This is a genomic window from Marinobacterium sp. YM272 (assembly GCF_050908845.1).
Classification (GTDB): domain Bacteria; phylum Pseudomonadota; class Gammaproteobacteria; order Pseudomonadales; family Balneatricaceae; genus Marinobacterium_D.
This window is the reverse complement of sequence record NZ_CP194171.1, coordinates 3,714,456-3,738,318: the sequence shown is the minus strand read 5'-3', so window position 1 is coordinate 3,738,318 and position 23,863 is coordinate 3,714,456. Positions and strand designations below refer to the sequence as shown.

Annotated in this window: 18 protein-coding genes; 7 read left to right on the top strand and 11 right to left on the bottom strand. The window is 59.7% G+C overall.

Annotated elements, in window-relative coordinates:
* Positions 1-22: 22 nt before the first annotated feature.
* The gene (locus tag ACQUQP_RS16655; protein ID WP_432696157.1) at positions 23-946 is read left to right on the top strand and encodes a LysR family transcriptional regulator; all 924 of its coding nucleotides are present in this window, start codon (positions 23-25) and stop codon (positions 944-946) included.
* Here ACQUQP_RS16655 and ACQUQP_RS16650 read toward each other — a convergent pair whose 3' ends face one another.
* Positions 947-1,894, bottom strand: coding sequence for a LysR family transcriptional regulator (locus ACQUQP_RS16650; RefSeq protein WP_432696156.1), 948 nt, complete (start codon positions 1,892-1,894; stop codon positions 947-949). It lies immediately after the preceding gene.
* A 155-nt stretch (positions 1,895-2,049) separates the two neighbouring features.
* Here ACQUQP_RS16650 and ACQUQP_RS16645 point away from each other — a divergent pair, with 155 nt between their 5' ends.
* The 3 genes from ACQUQP_RS16645 (at position 2,050) to ACQUQP_RS16635 (ending at position 5,894) form a co-directional block, all read left to right on the top strand.
* Positions 2,050-3,465 (top strand): acetyl-CoA carboxylase biotin carboxylase subunit, encoded by a 1,416-nt coding sequence (locus tag ACQUQP_RS16645; RefSeq protein WP_432696155.1) that lies wholly within the window; start codon positions 2,050-2,052, stop codon positions 3,463-3,465.
* Between the two features lie 24 nt (positions 3,466-3,489).
* The gene (gene oadA / locus ACQUQP_RS16640) at positions 3,490-5,289 is read left to right on the top strand and encodes a sodium-extruding oxaloacetate decarboxylase subunit alpha (RefSeq protein WP_432696154.1); all 1,800 of its coding nucleotides are present in this window, start codon (positions 3,490-3,492) and stop codon (positions 5,287-5,289) included.
* A 260-nt stretch (positions 5,290-5,549) separates the two neighbouring features.
* Positions 5,550-5,894 (top strand): cupin domain-containing protein, encoded by a 345-nt coding sequence (locus tag ACQUQP_RS16635; RefSeq protein WP_132295587.1) that lies wholly within the window; start codon positions 5,550-5,552, stop codon positions 5,892-5,894.
* A gap of 167 nt (positions 5,895-6,061) precedes the next feature.
* On the opposite strand, the gene dinB is transcribed toward ACQUQP_RS16635, so the two are convergent.
* The 4 genes from dinB to ACQUQP_RS16615 form a co-directional block, all read right to left on the bottom strand.
* Positions 6,062-7,111, bottom strand: a complete 1,050-nt coding sequence (gene dinB, locus ACQUQP_RS16630) for a DNA polymerase IV (RefSeq protein WP_432696153.1) — start codon at positions 7,109-7,111, stop codon at positions 6,062-6,064.
* Positions 7,112-7,120: 9 nt separating this feature from the next.
* Positions 7,121-7,441 carry a hypothetical protein gene (locus ACQUQP_RS16625; protein WP_432696152.1) on the bottom strand — a complete coding sequence of 107 codons (321 nt, stop codon included), beginning with the start codon at positions 7,439-7,441 and terminating at the stop codon, positions 7,121-7,123.
* A gap of 85 nt (positions 7,442-7,526) precedes the next feature.
* The gene (locus tag ACQUQP_RS16620) at positions 7,527-7,679 is read right to left on the bottom strand and encodes a hypothetical protein (protein WP_432696151.1); all 153 of its coding nucleotides are present in this window, start codon (positions 7,677-7,679) and stop codon (positions 7,527-7,529) included.
* 35 nt (positions 7,680-7,714) lie between these two features.
* A complete protein-coding gene (locus ACQUQP_RS16615; RefSeq protein WP_432696150.1) occupies positions 7,715-8,722 on the bottom strand; it encodes an adenosine deaminase in 1,008 nt (335 codons plus the stop codon).
* A 310-nt stretch (positions 8,723-9,032) separates the two neighbouring features.
* Here ACQUQP_RS16615 and ACQUQP_RS16610 point away from each other — a divergent pair, with 310 nt between their 5' ends.
* Positions 9,033-11,873, top strand: coding sequence for an EAL domain-containing protein (locus ACQUQP_RS16610; protein WP_432696149.1), 2,841 nt, complete (start codon positions 9,033-9,035; stop codon positions 11,871-11,873).
* Here the strand turns inward: ACQUQP_RS16610 and ACQUQP_RS16605 are convergent.
* Positions 11,816-12,733 carry a helix-turn-helix domain-containing protein gene (locus ACQUQP_RS16605; protein WP_432696148.1) on the bottom strand — a complete coding sequence of 306 codons (918 nt, stop codon included), beginning with the start codon at positions 12,731-12,733 and terminating at the stop codon, positions 11,816-11,818. The two genes, ACQUQP_RS16610 and ACQUQP_RS16605, sit on opposite strands and share 58 nt — an antisense overlap.
* Before the next feature lie 182 nt (positions 12,734-12,915).
* On the opposite strand from ACQUQP_RS16605, the gene ACQUQP_RS16600 reads away from it, so the two are divergent.
* Together ACQUQP_RS16600 and ACQUQP_RS16595 are read left to right on the top strand one after the other, a co-directional pair.
* A complete protein-coding gene (locus ACQUQP_RS16600; protein WP_432696147.1) occupies positions 12,916-13,317 on the top strand; it encodes a protocatechuate 3,4-dioxygenase in 402 nt (133 codons plus the stop codon).
* A complete protein-coding gene (locus tag ACQUQP_RS16595) occupies positions 13,310-14,155 on the top strand; it encodes a class III extradiol dioxygenase family protein (RefSeq protein ID WP_432696146.1) in 846 nt (281 codons plus the stop codon). Before ACQUQP_RS16600 ends, ACQUQP_RS16595 begins: the two co-directional genes overlap by 8 nt.
* Before the next feature lie 411 nt (positions 14,156-14,566).
* Here ACQUQP_RS16595 and ACQUQP_RS16590 read toward each other — a convergent pair whose 3' ends face one another.
* The 5 genes from ACQUQP_RS16590 to ACQUQP_RS16570 form a co-directional block, all read right to left on the bottom strand.
* Positions 14,567-15,454, bottom strand: coding sequence for a transglutaminase family protein (locus ACQUQP_RS16590; protein ID WP_432696145.1), 888 nt, complete (start codon positions 15,452-15,454; stop codon positions 14,567-14,569).
* Positions 15,451-17,985 (bottom strand): circularly permuted type 2 ATP-grasp protein, encoded by a 2,535-nt coding sequence (locus tag ACQUQP_RS16585; protein WP_432696144.1) that lies wholly within the window; start codon positions 17,983-17,985, stop codon positions 15,451-15,453. The genes ACQUQP_RS16590 and ACQUQP_RS16585 overlap by 4 nt, the downstream gene beginning before the upstream one ends.
* 78 nt (positions 17,986-18,063) lie before the next feature.
* Positions 18,064-21,444, bottom strand: a complete 3,381-nt coding sequence (locus ACQUQP_RS16580) for a DUF2126 domain-containing protein (RefSeq protein ID WP_432696143.1) — start codon at positions 21,442-21,444, stop codon at positions 18,064-18,066.
* A 12-nt stretch (positions 21,445-21,456) separates the two neighbouring features.
* Entirely contained in the window at positions 21,457-22,386 is a 930-nt protein-coding gene (locus ACQUQP_RS16575; protein ID WP_432696142.1) for an alpha-E domain-containing protein, read from the bottom strand.
* Between the two features lie 2 nt (positions 22,387-22,388).
* The gene (locus ACQUQP_RS16570; RefSeq protein WP_432696141.1) at positions 22,389-23,843 is read right to left on the bottom strand and encodes a circularly permuted type 2 ATP-grasp protein; all 1,455 of its coding nucleotides are present in this window, start codon (positions 23,841-23,843) and stop codon (positions 22,389-22,391) included.
* Positions 23,844-23,863: the final 20 nt, after the last annotated feature.

Below are 23,863 nucleotides of genomic sequence, written 5' to 3'. Positions count from 1 at the left end.
TAGACTAAAAGAAAATGAATAAATGAATCCTAACCTGCTGAAACAGTTGGCTATTGTCGTGAAGCAGGGCTCGTTAAGCCGTGCCTGTGAACAGCTGTACATCACGCAGCCAACGCTGACTCGAAGTATAAAACAGCTGGAGATGAAGGTTGGGGCGCCGGTACTTAAACGTTCCCGTCATGGCGTGATCCCCACCGAGATCGGCGCCCGGCTGGCACAGATCGGCGAACGGATCCTGGCGGATACCGATCACGGCGAAGAGGTGATCCGCCAGTGGCACAGCGGCTACCACAATGAATTTACCCTCGGTATCGATCCACTCTGGGAGTTTGCCACCTTCCGTGAGATGAGCGATCACTTCCTGCGGGAAAAGCGCTATGTCTTCCACCTGAGGACCGGTTCCGCCGCAGTGCAGATCGGCCTGATGCAGGCGGGCGAACTGGACTTTCTGCTGGCGCCGGCGCACCTGACTGTGGCTCAGGAAAGTCTGCAGCGTGATCTGCTGTTTCGCGACCGCTCCGGCGTTTTTGCCGGTAAAAAGTCGCCGCTTATACGAAGAAAGGGGGCTGTCTCTCTGGAGGAGCTGGCGCGCCAAAGCTGGATGATCGCCGGTGCCAGTGCCGGCTTTCTGGATGGTCAGGGGGAATTGGCGGGCCCCAACGCGGCGCGAATGGCCTTTACCGGCAGTATCCGCTCGGTGCTGCATCTGCTGAACACCACCGACATGCTGGTGCGCCTGCCGGCGCGGCTGGCGCTGATGACCGGGGAGATCGTGCCGGAGCAGCTGATTGAGGTCGAGGGCAAGCCGGGGCCGCGCCGCGATATTGCGCTTTGGTCCCGTACCGAGGAGGGCGAACGCCCGGAGATTCTGAAAGTCCGTGAACTGGTTACTGAGCTGGTCACGACACTGGATCGCGAGACGCCAACCTTTGGTCTGGATCTTTAATTACGCCTCGTCACCATACACCCGCTGGGCCAGCTCGCGGGTGGAGCGGCGCGCGTGATCAAGAAACGCCTGCATCACCGGCGTCGGGTATTTGCTCGACGGATAGACCACGCACCAGGAGCGGCGCAGCGGAAACCCCTCCAGTTCCGGGATGGTAACCTGGCCCAGCTGGATCTCCGCCGTGACGCTGAGCCGCGGCAGGACGCCGACACCCAAACCCGCCAGAATCCCGTGTTTTATCGCCACGTTCGATCCCAGTTCCAGGCGCGGTACCAGTTTCAGCCGGTTTTGTGCACACCAGACCTCCAGCGCGTGGCGGGTGCCGGAGCCGGACTCACGCATCAGCAGGCGGGCATTGAAAAAGTCCTGGGTGCTGAGGTTTTTCTTCTGCAGCAGGGGGTCGTCTGAGCGCACCACCGGCACCATGATGTTATCCAGGAACGGCAGGGTGTTCAGGCTGCGCGATTCCGGCACCATCCCCATAATCACCAGGTGGTCCTGGTTGGTGTTCAGCCGCTCCACCGCCTGGGCGCGGTTGACGATGGTCAGGCTCACATCCACCTGCGGGTAGGCCTCGAGGAAGGATTCCAGCAGGTAGGGCACGGAATACTGCGCCGTACTCACGGCCGCAAGGCGCAGCTCGCCGCGCACCTGGCCATCCAGTTCGGCCAGCTGCATCTGCAGCCGTTCCAGGTCGGTAAACATGGTGTCCACGGTTCTCGACAGCTGCTCGCCGGCGGCGGTTACGTACAGCTTTTTACCCACATATTCGAACACCGGCTGGCCCAGCGCCTGCTCCAGTTGGCGTACCTGAGCGCTGACCGCGGGTTGGGTCAGGCCGAGCTCTTCGGCGGCGCGGCTGTAATTAAGGTGATGAGCCACGGCTTTGAACACCTGTAACTGGCGAAAAGAGAGCCGGTTCAAGAGCTGGTTCAGCGAGTAGGGCATGGGCGAAGTCCAGTGATAATGGGCTGTCGGCTTAGGTTTGAAAGTAAGCTATAAGGTATTTCTTATGATACTCAGAAGAAATATCAATTTATACATTTAAACCGACTCGTTTAGGGTGTTTCGCATTGATCGACACACTCTCTTGGAGACGGTCCATGCTGAAAAAGATCCTGATCGCCAACCGCGGCGAAATCGCCGTCCGCATCGTGCGGGCCTGTGCGGAGATGAATATCCGCTCGGTGGCGATCTATACCGAAGCCGACCGCTATGCGCTGCACGTCAAGCGTGCGGACGAAGCACACAGCCTCGGTGAAGATCCGCTGGCGGGCTATCTCGATGCGCGACGTATCGTGAACCTGGCGGTGGAAACCGGCTGCGATGCGATCCATCCCGGCTACGGCTTCCTGTCCGAGAACAGCGAGTTCGCCCGGATCTGTGCCGAGCGTGGTATCACCTTTATCGGCCCGAAATCCGATGTGATCGCCAAAATGGGCGACAAGACCGCTGCCCGTGCCAGCATGATCGCCGCCGGCGTACCAGTGACCCCCGGTTCTGAAGGCAATCTGGCGGACCTGGATGAGGCGATCAAAGTCGCCGGTGAGATCGGTTACCCGGTGATGCTCAAGGCGACCTCCGGTGGCGGTGGCCGCGGTATCCGTCGCTGTGACAGCGAAGCGGAACTGAAATCCCAGTATCCCCGCGTTATCTCAGAGGCGACCAAGGCGTTCGGTTCTGCCGAGGTGTTTCTCGAGAAGTGCATCGTCGATCCCAAGCATATCGAAGTGCAGATCCTGGCGGACAGCCTGGGCGATGCGATCCATCTGTATGAGCGCGACTGCTCCATCCAGCGGCGTAACCAGAAACTGATCGAGATTGCGCCGAGCCCCCAGCTGACGCCGGAACAGCGCAACTACGTGGGCGAACTCGCCGTGCGTGCCGCCAAGGCGGTGGGTTACGAGAACGCCGGTACGGTGGAGTTCCTGGTCACCGGCAACGAGATCTACTTCATGGAGATGAACACCCGTGTGCAGGTTGAGCACACCATCTCCGAGCAGATTACCGGCGTGGATATCGTCCGTGAGCAGATCCGCATCGCATCCGGTTTGCCCCTGGCCTACCGTCAGGAGGATATCTCCTATCGCGGTTATGCCCTGCAGTTCCGCATCAACGCCGAGGATCCGAAGAACAACTTCCTGCCGAGCTTCGGTCGCATCACCCGTTACTACGCCCCGGGCGGCCCCGGTGTGCGTACCGATACGGCGATCTATACCGGCTACACCATTCCGCCGTACTTCGACTCCATGTGCCTGAAGCTGATCGTCTGGGCGCTGAACTGGGAAGAGGCGCTGGATCGTGGTGCAAGGGCCCTGTCGGATATGCGTCTCCAGGGTGTGAAGACTACCGCGCGCTACTACCAGGAGATCCTGCAGAACCCGGATTTCCGCAGTGGCGAATTCAACACCAGCTTCGTGCCGAACCATCCGGAGCTACAGAACTACTCGGACAAGCGCGATCCCAGCGAACTTGCGCTGGCCATCGCAACAGCTATCGCGGCATACGCCGGCGTTTAACGGGCTGCGAAAAGGAGAGAATTGATGAGCAAAGTTAACGTTACCGACGTAATCCTGCGTGACGCGCACCAGTCCCTGATCGCTACCCGTATGCGTACCGAGGACATGCTGCCGATCTGTGACAAGCTCGACAAGGTCGGCTTCTGGTCATTGGAAGTCTGGGGCGGCGCTACCTTCGACGCCTGTGTCCGTTTTCTGAAAGAGGATCCTTGGGAGCGTCTGCGCGACCTGCGCAAGGCACTGCCGAACACCCGCCTGCAGATGCTGCTGCGCGGCCAGAACCTGCTCGGTTACCGCCACTATGCCGACGATGTGGTCGAGGCGTTTGTTGCGAAAGCGGCCGAGAACGGCATCGACGTGTTCCGTGTGTTTGACGCACTGAATGACCTGCGCAACCTGGAAACCGCCATTAAGGCGGTTAAAAAGGCCGGCAAGCATGCCCAGGGCACCATCTGCTACACCACGAGCCCTGTGCATACCGAAGCGCTGTTCGTTAAGCAGGCCAAAGAGCTCAAGGCGATGGGTGCCGACTCTATCGCGATCAAGGATATGGCCGGTCTGCTGACCCCTTATGCGACCTACGATCTGGTGAAGGCGATCAAGGGCGGGGTTGATCTGCCGGTGTTTATCCACAGCCATGCTACCGCAGGCCTTGCGGCCCAGTGTCAGTTGAAGGCGGTGGAAGCCGGTGCCGAGCATATCGATACCGCGATCTCCTCGTTTGCCTCCGGCACCAGCCACCCGGCCACCGAATCCCAGGTTGCCGCGCTGCGCGGTACCCAGTGGGACACCGGCCTGGATCTGGAACTGCTGGGCGAGATCGCCGACTACTTCCGCGACGTGCGCAAGAAGTACCACCAGTTTGAATCCGAATTCACCCGCGAGGACGTATCGGTACAGATCAACCAGGTGCCGGGCGGCATGATGTCCAACCTGGCCAACCAGCTGAAAGAGCAGAACGCCCTGGGCCGTATTCGCGAAGTGTTCGCCGAGATTCCGGCAGTGCGCAAGGATCTGGGTTACCCGCCGCTGGTCACGCCGACCTCGCAGATTGTCGGTACCCAGGCGGTGCTGAACGTACTGTCCGGCGAGCGCTACAAGACCATCACCAACGAAGTGAAGCGTTACCTCCAGGGTGGTTACGGCCATCCGCCGGCGCAGATCGACGCCCTGCTGCTGACTAAGGCGATCGGTAACGAAGAGTTGATCGATGGCCGCCCGGCGGATCTTCTGAGCCCGGAAATGGCGCGCCTGACCAAAGAGATCGGCGACCTGGCCAAGTCCGAAGAGGATGTACTGACCTTCGCCATGTTCCAGGATATCGGTCGCCAGTTCCTCGAACAGCGTGAAGCCGGCACCCTGGAACCGGAGCCGCTGCTGCCGGCCAGCGAAGGTGGCCGCGCCATGGATGAAGGTGTGGCGACCGAGTTCAAGATCGACGTGCATGGTGAAACCTACCAGGTGGCGATCACCGGTGTGGGCGGCAAGGACAGTGGCAAGCGCCATGTCTACCTGAGCATCGATGGATTGCCGGAAGAGGTGATGTTTGAACCGCTCAACAGCTACGTGGGTGGCACTACCGCCAGCGGCCGTCAACAAGCCAGCGCACCGGGTCATGTCACTACCGGTATGCCGGGCAACATTGTTGACGTGCTTGTTGCCGTCGGCGATGAGGTTACAGCCGGCCAGGCGGTGCTGATCACCGAAGCGATGAAGATGGAAACCGAAATTCAGGCACCGATCGCCGGCAAGGTGGCGGGCGTGCATGTCGCCAAGGGCGACCGCGTCACCCCGGGCGAGGTGCTGATCGAAATCGAGGGGTAAGAAAGCCCGGGGCTTTCTTTACCTGAGATACGACTCGTTACGAGTTGCAATGGAGCTTGGCCCTCATCAGGAAACTGGTGAGGGCCTTTTTTATGTGCAAACAGTGACCGGATTGACCGCGGTGGAGCGGTGGCTCCTGGCAAAAACCAATCCGGTGCCAACTGCCGTTTATGACCGTCCCAGTGTCGAAACCAGACAACGCCAGCCTGGGTAATGGTCCCATAATGCGTCTTCTTTACTTCGACGCTTATGGAGCTGACATGTCCGATTTTATTACTGTTATGCGTGAAACCTGCCCGACGCCTGTTGTTGATGCGACCAAATGGACCCGTATCGGCGGTGAGCCGCACACAGTGAACCTGAATGCCTACACCTCTGCCGATGGCAGCAAGATCATGGGCACCTGGATCTGCACTCCGGGCAAGTTCGAAGTGAACTACGACAAGTGGGAGTTCTGCCACTTCCTCGACGGCTACTGCATCATCACCCCGGAAGGGGAAGAGCCGAAGCACCTGAAAGCCGGCGATGTGTTTGTGATCGAGCCGGGCATGAAAGGCACCTGGGAAGTGGTCGAAACCGTACGCAAGTACTTCGTCTTCGCTTAATCGAAGCGGTGCATGTAGAAACCGGCCTTGGAGCCGGTTTTTTTGTGGCTGCAGTGACGAGGCTGTAGGAGGGGACTGCGTGTAGGAGGTGAGCCCCCGCGCCGGTTGGGCATGGCACGGCGGTGATTCAAGGCAAAGGCGGATGCTCGGGCAGGTGGCGCCCTGGGTCAGCTACCGAAATCCAGAGCCAGCTGGCGCAGGCTGCTTTCTTCCGCCAGGGCCACGCTGATACCGACCAGGCGCACCCGGCGTCCGGCGGCGCGTTCAAACGCGGTGTGCAGGATCGAGCGCAGCACATCCTCGCTGAGCCGGTCGGACTGGCCGGCGGCGGTGGTCTGCTGGAAGTCGTGGAATTTAAGCTTGATGGTGATTCCCTTGAAGCTGCGCCCCCTGAGCCGTTGTTTCAGCTCCGGCAGCAGACTGAGCAGGATCTTCTCGCACTGGGCTTCGGTGCGCAGGTCGTGAGACAGGGTGGTTTCCACCCCCACCGATTTGCGGATACGTGAGGGCTGCACCGGGCGCTCGTCGATACCGCGGGCGCGCTGGTAGAGGCTGTGGCCGAATTTGCCGAAGCGCTCCGTTAGCGCCTCCAGCGACCAGTCGAGCAGGTCGCGGCCGTGGGTCAGGCCGAGCTGCTCCAGCTTTTCCGCCGTGCGCGGCCCGACACCGGGAATCTTGCGCAGCGGCAGGGCGGCGACAAACTCGGCCACCCGGTCCGGTGTGACCACGCACTGGCCGTTGGGTTTGTTCTCATCCGAAGCGATCTTGGCGATGAACTTGTTGGGCGCCACACCGGCGGAGGCGGTCAGTCCGGTTTCCTTGAGAATCTCGGCACGGATCTGCTGGGCGATCAGCGTGGCGCTGCCCTGGCAGGCGGAACATTCGCTCACATCCAGGTAAGCCTCATCCAGCGAGAGCGGCTCGATCAGCTCGGTATAGCGGGCGAAGATTTTGCGGATCTGGGCGGAAACACTCTTGTAGACCGACATGCGCCCGGGGATCAGGATCAGCTCCGGACAGAGGCGTTTTGCTTCGGCACTGGGCATCGCCGAGTGGATGCCGTACTTGCGTGCCTCGTAGCTGCAGGTCGAGATGACGCCGCGGGATTCCGCCTTGCCGCCGACGGCGATCGGCTTGCCTCTGAGGCTCGGGTTGTCGCGGATCTCTACCGAGGCGTAGAAGGCATCCATGTCGATATGGATGATTTTACGTTGCATCCGGCGGCGTCAGCTGTCGACCCAGACCTCACGCAGCGGCTCGCCGAAATCATCGTAGATGATCTTCTTGCGCGGCTTCTGACGGGGGGCTGGTTTGGTTTTCTGTTTCGATTGCTTGCGCCGTGCATCGATCGTTGCCAGTACGTCCAGTGCTGGCGTGCGTGTCTGCACCGGTCGGCCATCACTGAAAGGGGGCTGGAACGCGGCGCCGTCCTCGACTCCGCTTTCGCCTTGGCGTACATGTTGGATCTCGCCGCCATCGCGCACATAGTCCTGAATCTGACGTTCCAGTTCTTTACGGATGTCGGCTTTGCTGCGGCGTTTACTCATCCCCTGATTATGCATTATCTGGCTTTTTCAGCCAGTACTCTGGCGTAGATCCGGGCGATAAAGCCCGGCTCTGTTCCCCGGGAAATTAGCGTGTCGCGAATGCCTGGGCCATGGACTCGAGCGATGTCGATAGCTGCTGCAGCTTGGCACAGGCATCGGAGGTCTGCTTCGAGGTTTCGCGGATATTGCCGGCCTGAGCGTTCAGACTCTCGATATTCTGCTGTACCTCGCCGACCACGGCGGAATGCTCCTCGGTGGCGGCGGTGGCACCGGCTAAGCCAGTTTGTCCAGCGTGGCCAGGTGGCCGGCTTTCTCCTCTTCAGACAGAAAGCTCGCTGTGAAGCTGTTGCGTGCCAGCTGAATCGCCTGGGCTTTGGTCATGCCCAGCGCATCGCGCACGGCCAGATAGTTATCCAGCAGGTAGCCACCGAAGTAGGCCGGATCATCCGAGTTGATGGTGACGCACAGCCCCTGCTCCAGCAGTTGCATGATGTTGTGCTCGGACATATCGGTAAACACTTTCAGCCGGGTATTGGACAGCGGGCAGACCGTCAGTGGCATCTGGGTATCGTTCAACCGTTGCACCAGTGCCGGGTCTTCGGTGCAGCGGACACCGTGATCGACCCGTTGAACCTTGAGCAGGTTAAGGGCCTGCCAGATGTAGTCTGCCGGACCCTCCTCCCCGGCATGGGCAACGATCTTCAGGCCCAGTTTGTGCACCTCATCAAACACCCGCTGAAACTTTGCCGGCGGGTTACCCTTTTCGCCGCTATCCAGGCCGACGGCGAAAAAATGCTCTCGCCAGGGCAGTGCCTGTTGCAGCGTGGTAAAGGCATCCTCTTCGCTGAGGTGGCGCAGGAAACAGAGGATCAGCCTGCTGCTGATACCCAGTTTCTCCTGACCATCATTCAGCGCGCGGGTGATGCCGCGAAACTGCACCGACATGGGGATTGACCGGGCGGTGTGGGTCTGGGGGTCAAAGAAGGGCTCCACGTGGACCACGCCATCGGCCGCGCAGCGCTCCAGGTAGGCCCAGGTCAGATCATAGAAGTCCTGTTCGGTTTGAAGGACCCCGGCGCCCTGGTAATACAGATCGAGAAAATCCTGCAGATTGCCGAACTCGTAGGCGTCGCGAAGTGCCTCAACATCGCTGTAGGGCAGGGTTATATCGTTGCGTTCGGCGAGCTGGAACATAAGCTCCGGTTCCAGTGTGCCTTCCAGGTGGAGGTGGAGTTCAGCCTTGGGCAGGCTGCGCAAAAAACCGGTATCGACATCGCTCATACGGGGTACTCCGAAAAGTGCGGTTAAATATCAGTTTAGATCAGCTGCCTGAAACAGATGCAGAGGTGTGACGGATCAGGCTTTTAACCGTTGGGCAATTTATATACAGTGCCTAAACAATAAGTTACATGGATCAGTGTGACTTTACGACAGGGCTTGGGACGCTAGGAACAAGTTCGTATACGCAGGTGTGCTTTTGGCCAATACCCAAGAGCGCTATTTCCTGTAAAGCTCGCTGTGTCTATGAATACTTCAGGCCGTGCTGAGACGCTATCGACTTGCCGGTAGCTGCCTGAGCCTAAGGAGCTGTGTGCAGATCGCTTTCTACAGAGTTACCGGACAGATACTGGGACTGGCGCTGGTTTATCTGGCAACCGCGTTTCTCGCATCCGGGGTGGGGCTGCATCAACAAATCATGCCATTCTGGGTGCCCGCAGGCGTTGCCTTGGGGGCAGTGTTGCATTTTGGTCAGCGCATCCTGCCCGGCGTTCTGCTCGGTAACCTGAGCTTCAATCTTCTTATCTCCCTGAGCTGGAAAGCGAGTATCGACCTGCCCAACCTGGCCACCGCGCTGTTGGCGGGGTCCGGGGCGATGCTGCAGGCAGCCGTAGCGGCGCACTTTATCAAACGTTTTGAGGCGCACCCGCTGGCACCCAAAAGTGCCCGTAGTCTGGTCTGGTATGTGCTGATCGCGGGGCCGCTCAGTTGCCTGATCAATGCAACCATCGGCAGCAGTGCGGTGTTTTATGTCAGCGATGCCGCGGGTAGCGCTGGCTATTGGCAGGACTGGCTGACCTGGTGGATTGCCGACAGCTTCGGCGCCATCGTTGTCACGCCGCTGGTGCTCGTCCTGCTGGCCGCCGGGCAGTTGAAGCAGCGCAGTCGCTGGAGTCTGGCACTGAGGTTCTGCGGTGTGCTTGCCGCGGCACTGGTCGTCAACAGTGTGTTTCTGGACCGGCTGAGTAACCAGCTGCAACGGGATTTCGTGCGTGACACCCAGTTGATACAGGCTCGGCTGTTTTCGGCGGTACAGAAGAACCTGGCGGATCTGGCCTATCTCGGACGTCGTTTTGCAGACCCCGGCGGGTATTCAGCGGATCAGTTTGCCGAGAAGGTGGCGCAGCTCCAGGTTGAAAACCCCGAGGTCCGCGCTTACTCCTGGGACCCTATCGTGCCGCGCAGTGAGCGTGAGGCGTTCGAACAGAACACCGCACGGCTTATTGGCGAGCCGGACTATGCGATCTATGGCGAGTCGCTCCTTCCCGGAGATCCACTTATCCCGGTGCAACTGGTCGAGCCGAGAGCGTTGAACCGCGCTGCGCTCGGGTTCAATCTGCTGTCCCTGGAGGACCGGCGTACCTGGGTGCTGGAAGCACAGAAGACCGGTCAGCCAGTGGTAACCGAAATTCTCAATCTCACCCAGGCTCCGGATCAGGCCGGATTCCTTATTCTGCAACCGGTTTACCGGCTCAGTGATGACAGCATGATTTTGGCCGGGCAGCGCAGGCTGATCGGCTTTATGGTCGGTGTTTTCACGGTGCAGCAACTGCTGGAAGGTACGCTGAATGAAAAGAACCTCGCCAATATCCGTTTCAGGCTGACCGAAGCGGGCAGCAGCGAACCCTTCTATTCCAGTTTTCCCAACTTTGGGGGGCAGGGGCTGGCCAGTTCGTTTGAGCTGAAAGTGGCGCAGGGCAGCTGGCAGGTGGAAACAGCGCCGAGCGCTGACTACATGGCGGCGCATCCTTCCAGCAATGCACTGGACCTGCAGGCGTTGCTGGCACTGGCCGCTATTTTCGGCACGATGCTGATCCTCTCTACCCATGACCGCGAACGTATCCTGCTGGCGGAAGTGCGGCGTCAAACCCACAGCCTGGCGTACCAGGCAAAACACGATGACCTGACCGGACTGCCAAACCGCAGTCACCTGCTGGAAATGGTCCGCCAGCGCCTGCAGCAGAAAGAGCGTGTGCCGTTCGCTCTGCTGTTTATCGATCTGGATCGCTTCAAACTGATCAATGACAGCCTCGGGCACCAGGTCGGCGACAGGATGCTGGTGCAGCTTGCCCGGGTATTGGAGAGCCGCCTGCCGCCAGATGCGCGGCTTTTCCGTATGGGCGGGGACGAGTTCATCCTGATGGTCGATGGCGGCCGTCAGCGAGCCTGCGTTGAAGCCGACCGGATGCTGATCAGCGCAGGGCTGCCGCTGGATGTGGATGATATCCGCCTGCAGGTGACTGCGAGCATCGGTATCAGCCTTTTCCCGGATCACGGCGAAGACCTGGTCACACTGATCAAGTATGCGGATACGGCGATGTACAGGGCCAAGGCCCAGGGCAAAAACCGCCATGTGGTGTACAGCGAGGAGTTCAGCGATCAGGCGTTCCAGTCATTCTCGCTGGAGCAGGATCTGCGTGTGGCACTGGAGCAGCGCCAGCTGGTGCTGCATTACCAGCCCCAGTTCGATCTGGAAAACGGTACTCTCGTGGGTACCGAGGCGCTGGTGCGCTGGCAGCATCCCGAACGCGGTCTGCTGGCGCCGGGGCACTTTATCGAGTTGGCGGAAGAGACGCAGCTTATTATCCCGCTGGGCTGGCAGGTGATCGAGCTTGCCTGTGAACAGATGGTGAGCTGGAGTAAGCAGGGGCGGGAGATGCCCTGTGTGGCGATCAATATTTCGCCCCAGCAGCTGCTGCAGGTGGATTTTGTCGACAAACTTAATGAACTGATCGACAGCCAGGGGTTGGAACGCCACCGCTTTGAACTGGAGATAACCGAGCTGATGATCATGCAGGATCCTGACCTCGCGATGATGCAGCTGCACCGGTTGAGGGAGTCCGGCTACCGCATCGCCCTGGACGATTTCGGTACCGGCTATTCCTCCATGGATCGTCTCAAGCATCTGCCGCTGGATCGCCTCAAGATCGACCAGGCGTTTACCCGGGATATCGGTAAGAATCCCAAGGACGAGGCGGTGATCCTGGCGATTATCGCGCTTGGCAGCGCACTGGGCATCGAGGTGCTGGCCGAAGGGGTCGAAACCGACGAGCAGATGTCATTCCTGGCCGAGAACGCCTGCGACAGTGTTCAGGGTTATCTGCTGGGACGTCCGGTGGCGGCAGAATTTTTGTTGCTGGTGATCTCTTCCTGAGTGTTCATCCGGCGGTACTCCCGCGGTGAACAGCCGGTTTGGCGGCGAAAAAAGCGGGTGAAGTACGCCGGATCGGAAAAGCCCAGCTGGTAGGCGATTTCACTGACCCTCAGTGCCGTGTAGATCAGGTTGCGCCGGGCCTCGATAATCAACCGCTCGTGTATGATCTGCAGCGCATGTCGCCCCGTCAGTTCGCGGCAGAGTTGGTTCAGATAGGGTGCGGTAATACTGAGCTCCTCGGCATAGCTTTCCACGCTGCGCTGCTGCACGTAGTCCCGGTTAACCTCGTCGAGAAAGCGTTTCAGATGCTGCTGTCCGCGGTGCTGGCGCTCGCTGTCGTGCAGTCGTTCATGCTCCAGTCGTTCCACTCTTAAGCTGAGCAGGTTGACGTATGCCTGCAGCGCGCCATCCCGGGCCGCATCCGGTGCGCGGCGATACTCCTTGAGTAACATCTCAAACAGCTGATCAAGCTCCCTGTCCTGGCCCGCCAGCCGTACCAGTGAGGTCGATGACAGGGGTAAGGGGGCGTCCTCGGAGCGGCGTGCGCGCTCCAGGCGGGCGGTGGCGATTGATAGTACTGTACCGGAGACATCGTCGGACCAGGCAAAGTCATGCACGCTCATCGGTGATATCAGGATCAAAGAGGGCGCTTTCACTTCCAGCTTCTGACCGTCGATCTTGGCCTGGCCGTGGCCGCGGCGCAGATGAAACACCTGGGTGATACCCGGATGGCGATGGGGACGGATCTTGAACTGGTGCTCCCGGGAGCGGGTGATCAGCGGTTCACAGTGCAGGTAATCGGACGTCTGTTGCCAGACCTCGTCGCCGTAAAGCTGCACCGTAAGGATGTTCTGCGGCATATCGCCCCCCTGTTTTTAGCCTCTGTAAGCCAATCGCTTATCTTCGAAATGTACAAGTTTTTCCGCTAAATGTCCCTTCTGATTACGAGGATAAAACGCGAATATAGATCTCGTTCGATAGCGTGTATCCACTTACCGAGATACCCGATAACCGTTTCCAATAACAAGAGAGGAGATTCATCATGGCGTGGCGTCAACACGATTACGATGAGATTCCCGGTACCTATGTCTTTGATGGCAAGCGTTCCCACTCAGGTTATGCCCTGAACCGCATGGCGTTTTCGTTTAACTCCGAAGCGAACCGCCAGGAATTCGCCGCCGACATGGATGCTTACTGTCGCAAATATGGACTGAGCGATGAACAGCGGGAAGCTGTACTCAATGGTGAATTTCTGAAGCTGCTGCAGATGGGTGGCAATATTTATTACCTGGCCAAGATCGCTGTCTTCCACGGTCTGACCGTGCAGGATGCGGGTGCCGCTTTCCACGGTATCAGCACCGACGAGTTCAAGCAGATTCTGCTGAACAATGCATCCGGGTTTGAAGAACGACTGAAGCAGGAAGGAGGATTCTGGCATGGCTAAAATTATCGGTGGCATGACCACATCCCATATCCCGGCTATCGGCAACGCTATGCACGACAAGCTGGAGCAGGAGCCTTACTGGAAGCGTTTCTTCGACGGCTATGAGCCGGTCAAAGAGTGGCTCGACGAGGTACAGCCGGATCTGGCGATCGTGGTTTACAACGACCACGGCCTGAACTTCTTCCTGAACCAGGTACCGACCTTTGCCCTGGGTTGCGCCGACAGCTACCAGAACGACGATGAAGGCTGGGGTATTCCGGCTAGCGCCGACGTCAAAGGCGATGCCGAGCTGTCCTGGCACATCGCTGAAACGATGATCCGTGATGAATTCGATATCACCACCTGTCAGGAGATGAAGGTGGACCACGGTTTCATGGTGCCGATGAACCTGTTCTGGCGCGACAAGCCGATGGCGCAGTGGCCCAAGGCGATACCGCTGGCGGTTAACACCGTGCAGCATCCGCTGACCAGCGCCAAGCGCTGCTACGATCTGGGTAAGTCGCTGCGTAAGGCGGTCGATTCCTACCCGGAAGACATGAAGGTCGTAGTGATCGGTACCGGTGGTCTGTCGCACCAGCTGCAGGGCGAACGGGCCGGCATCATCGATGTGGACTTTGACCTGGAGTGCATGGACAAGATCATCAACGATCCGAGCTGGATGACTGGCCTCAGCAATGACTACATCATGGAGAAAGCCGGCACCGAAGGGATCGAAGTGATCATGTGGATGGTGATGCGCGGTGCCCTGAACGACAAGGTCGAGGTGCTGCACAAGCACTACCACGCACCGATCTCCAACACCGGCGCAGGCGTGCTGCTGCTGACCGACGCCGAATAATCAAATTCGCCGACAACAACAAAAGCCCGGAGTCTAAGCTCCGGGCTTTTTGCGTTCTATGTTGTTTTGTTATTTGGCAGGGGTGTTATATCAGGGCTCGATTTCGCCTGAACTCTCTCAGTGCGAAAATCTTTCCCCTTTGACGCAGCCGAGCATCGCAGCCTGAAAGAGAAATAAGGGACGGGCTGTTTGAGCCGCGAAGCGGTGACTTAGTTTTAAAGAAAGCCCGTCCCGCTCTTTCAGGCGAGAAGCGCAGGGAAGTCCGCGAAGCGGACCAAACTGTCGGGGCGGTTTGGGGTTATCAGGGGTCTTGGCCGTCCAAGACCCCTGATTCGCCAGCAGGAGAAAGCTGCTATTAGAAAGAGCGGCGAGTTTAAATTAGCTGCGAGGTTAAATAGGCCCCGAGTCGGCCTAAGCCTCAGCCATCGCCGCCACATCAACCGATACTTCCAGCTTCTGCGGGCCGCCGCCATCGAAAATCACGCCACGCAGCGGCGTAACATCGCCGTAATCGCGGCCGAGGGCCGTGGTGATGTGCTGTTCGGACGGGATATTATCGTTGGTTGGGTCGAACTCGAACCAGCCTTCGCCCGGAGAGTAGACCGCGAACCAGGCGTGGGAGGCATCGGAGCCGATCAGCTTTTCCTGCCCCGGTGGTGGCAGGGTTTCCAGGTAGCCGCTGACATAGCGGGCGGCGTAGCCGAGGGATCTCAGGCAGGCGATCGCCAGGTGAGCGAAATCCTGACAGACACCGCGCTTGTGCTTGAGCACTTCATGGAGAGGCGTGGCCACGGTGCTGAAGCCCGGGTCGTATTTGAAGTCCTGGAAGATACGGCTGGTCAGTTCGCGCACCGCCGACAGCAGTGGCCGCTCCGGTGTGAACAGTGGCGCGGCGTATTCCCGCACCTGCTCGCTGGCCCGGATCATCGGCGAGTCGAGGCAGAACTCCCGTGCCAGCAGTGTCTCTTCATCGACCGCCATCCGGGTGAGCTCCAGCGCCCGGGCACAGCTGTTCCCCAGGTCCAGGTCGAAGCTCAGCGTGGGCTGCAGCGTCTTTATCTGGCTGGTGACATCGATCTCCAGGGATTTGTGCGCTTCCTGTATCGAAAAGTAGTAATACAGGTTCGAGTAAAAGTCGTGGCGACGGACGCTGTAAACCGGTGTCGGTGAAATTCTGATCTGGGTGCTCAGGCACTGCTGTCGCTGGGTATCGCGCGGCAGCAGGTGAGCCCGGTTGAAACAGAGCGAAACCGGCTGGGCATATTCGTAGTGGGTGACGTGGCGGATCCGGTAGATCATGGTTCTTCGCTCCAGCCGGTCTGAACAAGTTGCTGCGGGCCGCTGCGATGATCGAAGTAGCGGTCGGAGATCGCGGTAGCCACGCTGCTCAGCAGTGTCTGCACACGGGCAAGGCGCTTGTTCAGTGCGTCCCTGACGCCGCTGTCTTCGCTATCGACCGCCAGCTCGGCGGGTCGGCTCAGCTGTACCAGGGTCAGCGCTTCCAGAATGCAGCGGTGCTCTTCGGTCAAGACCGGTGAGCTTTCACGGCTCTGTAACTGCTCGATATGCTGGCGCAGCAGATCCACCTGGTAGTGCAGGGAGCGCGGGTTGGTCTTGTCGAGCATGATCAGCGTCAGGCCGTGGTCCAGCTGCGGACGGGTACGGTAGCGGCGGCGGTAGGTGATCAGGACTTCGGTGGTCAGCAGCACGGTTTCGATCACCTGCTCCTGTTCTGAATCTTCCAGCACCGGCACCAGCATGGCGCGCAGCAGGGCGGTGCTCTGCAGCGTACGTTCCAGGCGTCGGCCCAGTTCGAGGAAACGCCAGCCGAAGCCGCGGATCATGCTCTCCTGGGTCAGGCCCGACAGTGCCAGCAGTGAGGTGACCAGCGGATCCAGTGCTTCCTCGGGGGCAACCGACAGTCCGTTGCCCAGTAGCTGCGGCAGCTGTGCCAGCTCGTCGCGCAGATCGTTGATCACCCGGTGGGTATCCGCTGACAGCATCTCCTTGGTTTCCTCGCTGCAGTTAAGCATGGCGTGGAGGTTGGCGGTGATGCTGCCGGGGCGTCTGCGATCGAGAATCACCGACATCAGCTCTTTCTCAGGCTGAGCCAGCATCTCGGGAAGGTTCTGGGTGAAACCGGGGTAGGTGGTGGTGACCTGGGTGATCGCCTTGAGCATCAGGTCGTGCACCGAGAGGGGCAGATGACTCAGGCTGTTCAGCTGGATCAGCACCGTGCGCAACAGGCGCATACCGGCTTCGGCACGTTCGCTGTAGCGTCCGAGCCAGAACAGATTCTCCACCACGCGGCTGGGCAGATCGCTGGTCTGGTCTTCGGTGTAGCCGGCGGCGCGCTCCTCTATGTAGCTGACCTGGCGCTGCGGCTCGGAGGCGAGCACCCAGGTATCCTTACTGGTGGCGCCCAGCTGGTTGGATACGATCCACTGTTCGTCACTGCTGGCGACACGGGTCAGGCCGCCCGGCATGACGCAGTAGGCGCTCTGGTCTGCCACAGCAAAGCTGCGCAGTACCGTTGCCCTGGGCTTGAGTTCACCCCGTTGCCAGGAGGGCGACGAGCCGGGAAGGTTCGCCTGCTGGGCGATGTAGTTCAGCGGATCGTCACTGATCCGGCGTTTCAGCTGATTGAAATCCTCTTCGGACAGGTTGGCGCAGTAGATACTGTGTTCGCCGCTGCGTCTGGCCGTGGGCTTGATAATCAGCTGTCTGAGGTTGGCAAGTATGTAGTCGCGGTCTTCCTGATCGCCCATCCACCAGGTGCGGGTCGAGGGCAGCTGAAGTTCGTGACCGAGGAAGAACTCGGCGATCTTCGGCATGAACTTGTGCAGTGCCGGATTTTCCAGCACGCCGCTGCCAAGCGGGTTGGTGATCACCACGTTACCGGCGCGGGCCACTTCCAGCAGGCCTGGTACACCCAGGTGAGAGTCGGCACGCAGTTCCACCGGGTCACACCAGGTGTCGTCGACGCGACGCATGATGATATCGACGCGGTGCAGACCATCCAGAGATTTCATCCAGACGTAGCCGTTGCGTACCGTCAGGTCGCCACCCTGAACCAGGGCGTAGCCCAGGTAGTTGGCCAGGTACGTGTGTTCGAAATAGGTTTCGCTATAGGCACCGGGCGTCAGGATGACAACCCTTGGCGAGTCGCCATTGGGCGAGAGCGACGCCATCTTGCGGCGCAGTGCCTGGAAATAGAGTGAAAGCCGGTGAACCTGGCTGTCGCGGAACAGGCTGGGCAGAACGCGGGACATGACCGTGCGGTTTTCAAGCGCATAGCCAACGCCGCTGGGCGCCTGGGTGCGATCGCCAATGACCACCATGTTGCCATCTTCACCGCGAACCATGTCGACGGCATGATAGATCAGCTGTTTGTCGCCAGGTTGCTTGATGCCCTGACAGGCGCGTAGAAAACCATGATGCGAGTAGATCAGTTCGGGCGGGATAACGCGGTGCCGGATCAGGTCACGCGGACCATAAAGGTCCTTCAGGACCAGATCGAGCAGCTCTGCGCGCTCGATCAGTCCCATTTCGATACGGCTCCACTCCTCGCTGCCGATCAGCAGTGGAACCGGGTCCAGGCCCCAGCTCCGGTCGCTCTCGGTGTCGGAGGAGATGTTATAGGTAGCGCCATCGTCCCTGAGGATGCGCTCAGCCTTGCGCTGCCGTTCCTGAAGACCGGCCTCACCTATGCTGCCCAGACCTTCGAGCAGGTAGCGCCAATGCTCCTGGGGCTGACCATCCGGCCCGAACACCTCATCGTAGAAGGTGTTGGGCCGGTCATAGTTCAGTGCGCTTGAAGCCTGAGACATTGTCTGTTGCATCGCCACGTGATCTGTTCAGCTCTTATAGTGTCCACAAGGTCCGACATCATAGGCGATTTGCCGACATCAGGCTAATCCACGGCGCAGGTCCAGGGTGTACGGATACTCGCCGGTGGGCTCTTCCGGAGGCGGTGCCATGGGGCGTGGCCCCTCGCCGTGCGGGAAGAACTCGCGCAGTGCCTCGTGGAAAGGCGGCGGGGTTACCGCGCCCGGTGTGTGACCGTGATCCCAGTAACGGTTGACCCGGCGAGACTCCGCCTCGAAGGCGTTGATTGGCTGGGTATCGTAGCTGCGGCCACCCGGATGGGTGACGTGATAGGTGCAGCCGCCGATGGAGTGGCCGTTCCAGGTATCGATCAGATCGAATACCAGTGGCGCGTGAACACCGATGGTCGGGTGCAGGGCTGACGGCGGATTCCAGGCGCGGTAGCGCACACCACCGACATATTCGCCATGGCGACCGGTGTTGTTCAGCGGTACGCGGCGGCCGTTACAGGCCAGCACGTAGCGGCTGTCGGTCAGACCGTTGACCTTCACCTGCAGGCGTTCCACGGAGGAATCCACGTAACGGGCGGTGCCGAAGCTGGAGATCTCTTCGCCCAGCACGTTCCAGGGCTCGATCGCCCAGCGCAGTTCGATCTGGATATCGTCGATCTGCACACGGCCGTAGTGCGGGAAGCGGAACTCCTCGAACGGCGCCAGCCAATCCAGCTGGAACGGCAGACCGTGGGCCTGAAGATCGTTGACCACATCGCGCAGGTCGGACCAGACGTAGTGCGGCAGCATGAAGCGGTCGTGGAGCTCGGTGCCCCAGCGTACCAGCGGCTGCTTGTACGGCTCTTTCCAGAAGCGCGCCACCAGCGCACGCAGCAGCAGTACCTGTACCAGCGACATCTGCGGGTGCGGCGGCATTTCGAAGCCGCGGAACTCCAGAATACCCTGGCGGCCGGAGGCGGTACCCGGCGCATAGAGCTTGTCGATACAGAACTCGGAGCGATGGGTGTTACCGGTGATATCCACCAGCAGGTTGCGCATCAGGCGGTCCACCAGCCAGGGCTTGTCGATCAGCCCTTCCGGCATCTGCTGGAAGGCGATCTCCAGCTCGTAAAGAGACTCATGGCGACCCTCGTCCACGCGCGGTGCCTGGCTGGTCGGGCCGATAAACATGCCCGAGAACAGGTAGGACAGTGACGGGTGGTGCTGCCAGTAGGTTACCAGTGAGCGCAGCAGGTCAGGGCGACGCAGCAGCGGGCTGTCGGCCGGTGTGACGCCGCCGAGGGTGACATGGTTACCACCACCGGTGCCGCCGTGGCGGCCGTCGATCATGAATTTCTCGGTACCCAGACGTGACAGGCGCGCTTCGTCATAAAGGACGTTGGTGTTATCCACCAGCTCTTTCCAGCTGCCTGCCGGGTGAATGTTGACCTCGATAACGCCGGGGTCTGGCGTCACCAGCAGTTTCTGCAGACGCGAGTCCTTGGGCGGCTCGTAGCCTTCGATCACCACCGGCAACTTCAGCTCGGCAGCGGTGTGTTCGATGGCGTTGATCAGGTGAACATAGTGCTCCAGGTAGTGCAGCGGCGGCAGGAACAGGTAGAGACGGCCGTTGCGCGGCTCGATGGCGAGAGCGGTTTTGCAGACGTTGACCCAGCGACCTTCGCCGGCGGGCTGTTCATCGTCTGCGGAGTCCATCATCTGACGCAGATCGGCGGTGTTGGCTGGCTCCGCCGGCGGCACCATGTCGGCAAACGGACGGTAGTTCGGCAGCGGCTCCTGCTCGGCGAACGGGTCGCGCTCGGGATCGATATCCTGCTTCTCGCGGGCGACCCAGGGCAGGGTGTTCAGCGGCAGGCGGAAGCCTAGCGGAGAGTCACCGGGGATCAGCGTCAGCTCGTCGCGACGCAGCTCCCAGGGAGATGAGCGCCAACCCTGTTTGCCGTAATCCCAGGCCAGCGGCAGGACATAACCCGTAGGTGTGTCCAGGCCGCGGTCCAGCAGTTTTGCCAGACGCTTGCGTTCCAGATCGTCCTTCAGGTTGACCTTTTTCGGGTCCACGTTGACCGGTAGCTGCTGCTCCTGCCAAAGGTAATACAGCGCGTCTTCATGGGCGTCGATCAGGTATTTGTGATCCAGCTCCAGGCGCTGACACAGGGTTTTCATGAACCACTGTGCTTCGGCCAGACCGTGGCCGTAATCCTTGTCGACCCGGGCCAGCAGGTTCGGGTCGTGCCACATTGGCTCGCCGTCTGTGCGCCAGTAGCAGCCCAGCGCCCAGCGCGGTACTTCCTCGCCGGGATACCATTTGCCCTGGCCGTAGTGCAGCAGGCCCTTGGGTGCGAAACGCTGGCGCAGGCGCAGCAGCAGATCCTTGGCCAGTTTCAGCTTGTCATCGCCCAGCGCTTCGATATTCCACTGCGCCGATTCCATATCGTCGATGGAGACAAAGGTCGGCTCGCCGCCCATGGTCAGGCGCACATCGCCTTCGGTGAGTTCCTCGTCGATCGCCTTACCGAGCGCATCGATGCAGGCCCACTGCTCCTCGGTATAGGGCTTGGTGACACGCGGATCCTCGTGGATGCGGTACACCTCGTTGACGTAGGCGAACTCCACCTCGCACTTGTCGGTGAAACCACTGACCGGCGCGGCTGACGCGGGGGAGGGGGTGCACGCCAGCGGGATATGACCCTCGCCGGCAAAAAGACCGGAGGTGGGGTCGAGGCCGACCCAGCCGGCGCCCGGAATGTAGACCTCGCACCAGGCGTGCAGATCGGTAAAGTCCTCAGCGGCACCGGAAGGACCGTCCAGGGCTTCCTGGTCCTGTTTCAGCTGTACCAGGTAACCGGAAACAAAGCGGGCAGCCAGGCCAAGTTTGCGCAGAGCCTGTACCAGCAGCCAGCCGGTGTCGCGGCAGGAACCCTTGGCCAGCGTCAGTGTTTCTTCGCAGGTCTGAACCCCGGGCTCCATGCGGATGCCATAGTCGATCTCCTGTTCCAGTCGCTGGTTGATCTCGACCAGGAAATCGATGATGCGCTTCTCGTCACGCGGCACGCTGGCAACCCAGGCGTCGAGCTTTTCGCTCTCTTCCATCACTTCCAGGTAGGGTTCCAGCTCTTTGTTTAGTGACTCGTCGTAGGTGAACGGGTAGTTCTCGGCGTACTCCTCAACGAAGAAGTCGAACGGGTTGATCACCGTCATATCGGCGATCACTTCCACATCGAACTTGAACTTGCGGGTCTTCTCCGGGAAAACCAGGCGTGCCTGGTAGTTGCCGAACGGGTCCTGCTGCCAGTTGATGAAGTGTTCTTCCGGTTCGATTTTCAGGCTGTAGCCATGAATGTGGGTACGTGAATGCGCAGCTGGTCGCAGGCGCAGCACATGAGGAGACAGGGACACGGCCCGGTCGAAACTGTATTCGGTCGAGTGGCGAATCGCGATACGGATAGTCACGGCTCAAATCCTTCAGGATACGGGAAACCAGGTTTCGGCGACCGCTTCATGCAGCTCGCCAAGTTGAACCTGGAGATCGTTAAGGTGGTCGTGGAACGATTGTCCCAGATCGGTATCTTGTTCGATTTTCAGGGCGTCGGGCTTGATCGCTTTGATCACCTTACGCACCGCATCATTCTTGGGCAGCTTGGCCGCGGCTACATCGATCTGCAGCAGGCAGAAATTGAACGCCCGCGGGAAATGCGGATCCTCCAGCATGAAGTTGGCGACATCCGGGCCGTAGACCGCGGCTTTCACGGTGCGGCGATAGCTCATGTAGGCACTGGCGGAGCGCAGTACGTTACCCCAGACGATCTGGCGCAGGTTGACGCTGGCATCACCATTGGCCTGTAGCAGGCCGAAGGCGCCGGCATCAAGGAGTCGGGTGGTCATGTCCGCCCGCTCCAGGTCGCGGCCGATCTTCATGAACTGCCAGCCGGCATCATGGTTCATGGTGCCGTAGAGCAGGCCGGAGAGCATCTGGCAGCCTTTGATCACCTCGGAGAGATAATCGTGGCGACGGCTGCGGTTGATGCCCAGCTGGATATTGTTCTTGGCGTAGAGGTAAACCTCGTTGATCAGCTCCCAGGTTTCAACGGGCACCACATCGCGGGAGGTACGGATATTCTCGCGTACCATCTTCAGGGCGGAGAGCATGGAGCTCGGGTTGGTATCGTCAGAGAGCATGAACTTGACGACGTTCCGCTCGTCCTGGTTTTTGTAGCGGTCCTCGAACAGGTCGGTGGCGCTGTTCAGGATCACCAGGTTGTACCAGCCGATGTTGATATCCTTCGGCAGGTCGAACAGCAGCTTGTCATAAACGCTGACAAGGCGGGCGGTGTTTTCTACACGTTCGATGTAACGCGCCGTCCAGTAGAGGCGCTCAGCAACTTTAGACAGCATGATCAGGCCTCCCCTGTTTCGACAATCCAGGTGTCTTTACTGCCACCTCCCTGTGAGGAGTTGACCACCAGTGATCCTTTGCGCATCGCCACCCGGGTTAACCCGCCGGTGGTGACATAGATATCCTTGCCCTGCAGGATGAACGGGCGCAGGTCCAGGTGGCGCGGTTCCAGGCCATCCTTTTCGATGATGGTCGGGGCCGTCGATAGCTTGAGGGTGGGCTGTGCAATGTAGTTGCGCGGGTTTTCCTTGATCAGCTTGGCGAAGGTGGCCTGATCCTTCTTGGTGGAGTGCGGGCCTACCAGCATGCCGTAGCCACCGGACTCGTTGGCCGGTTTGACCACCAGTTTGTCCAGGTTATCAAGTACATACTGGCGTTGATCCGGATCTTCGCAGAGGAAAGTTTCCACGTTTTTGATGATCGGTTCCTCGTTGAGGTAGTAGCGGATGATGTCCGGTACATAGGCGTAAACGACCTTGTCGTCGGCAACCCCGGCACCCGGCGCATTGGCCAGGCCCACGTTGCCTTTCTGCCAGGCGCGCATCAGGCCGGGAACACCCAGCACCGAGTCCTTGCGGAACACTTCCGGGTCGAGGAACAGGTCGTCAATGCGGCGATAGATAACGTCAACCCGCTCCAGACCGCTGATGGTGCGCATGTAGACGCAGTCATCATCGTTGACCACCAGGTCTGAACCTTCGACCAGTTCCACACCCATCTGTTGCGCCAGGAAGGCATGCTCGAAGTAGGCGGAGTTAAAGATCCCCGGCGTCAGTACCGCGATCACCGGTTTCTTGATCTTACGTGGGGATAATGACACCAGCGTGTCGAACAGGTTGGCGCAGTAATCATCCACTGGCAGGATGCGGTCGTTTTCAAACAGCTCCGGCAGCACGCGTTTGGTGATGGCGCGGTTTTCCAGCATGTAGGAAACGCCGGAAGGAACCCTCAGGTTATCTTCGAGGACATAGAACTCGCCGTCGCCGTCACGCACCAAATCGGTGCCGCAGATGTGAGCCCACACCCCAAAAGGGGGCGAAACCCCGACGCACTCGGGACGGAAGTTCTTGGAATTCTTGATCAGATGTTCCGGCACTATGCCGTCTTTGATGATCTTCTGGTCGTGGTAGAGGTCGTCGATAAACAGGTTCAGCGCCTTGAGCCGTTGCTTCAGGCCAGCGGCCGTTTTGGCCCACTGCTTGGCTGAAATGGTGCGCGGTATGATATCGAAGGGCCAGGCGCGGTCGATATTGCCCTCTTCGGTGTAGACCGTGAAACTAACGCCCATCTCCTGAATAGTGGCTTCTGCCATCTGCCGACGGCTTTCTACTTCGTCTTCGCTGAGTGAACCCAGATAAGAAATCAATCGCTTGGCTGGAAGCCGGGGATTGCCCGCGGGGGTAACAAGTTCATCGAAAAAGTCCTGAGGTTCGTATCTCTTCCAATCCATACTCATGCCTGAGCCTTTAATCTGCT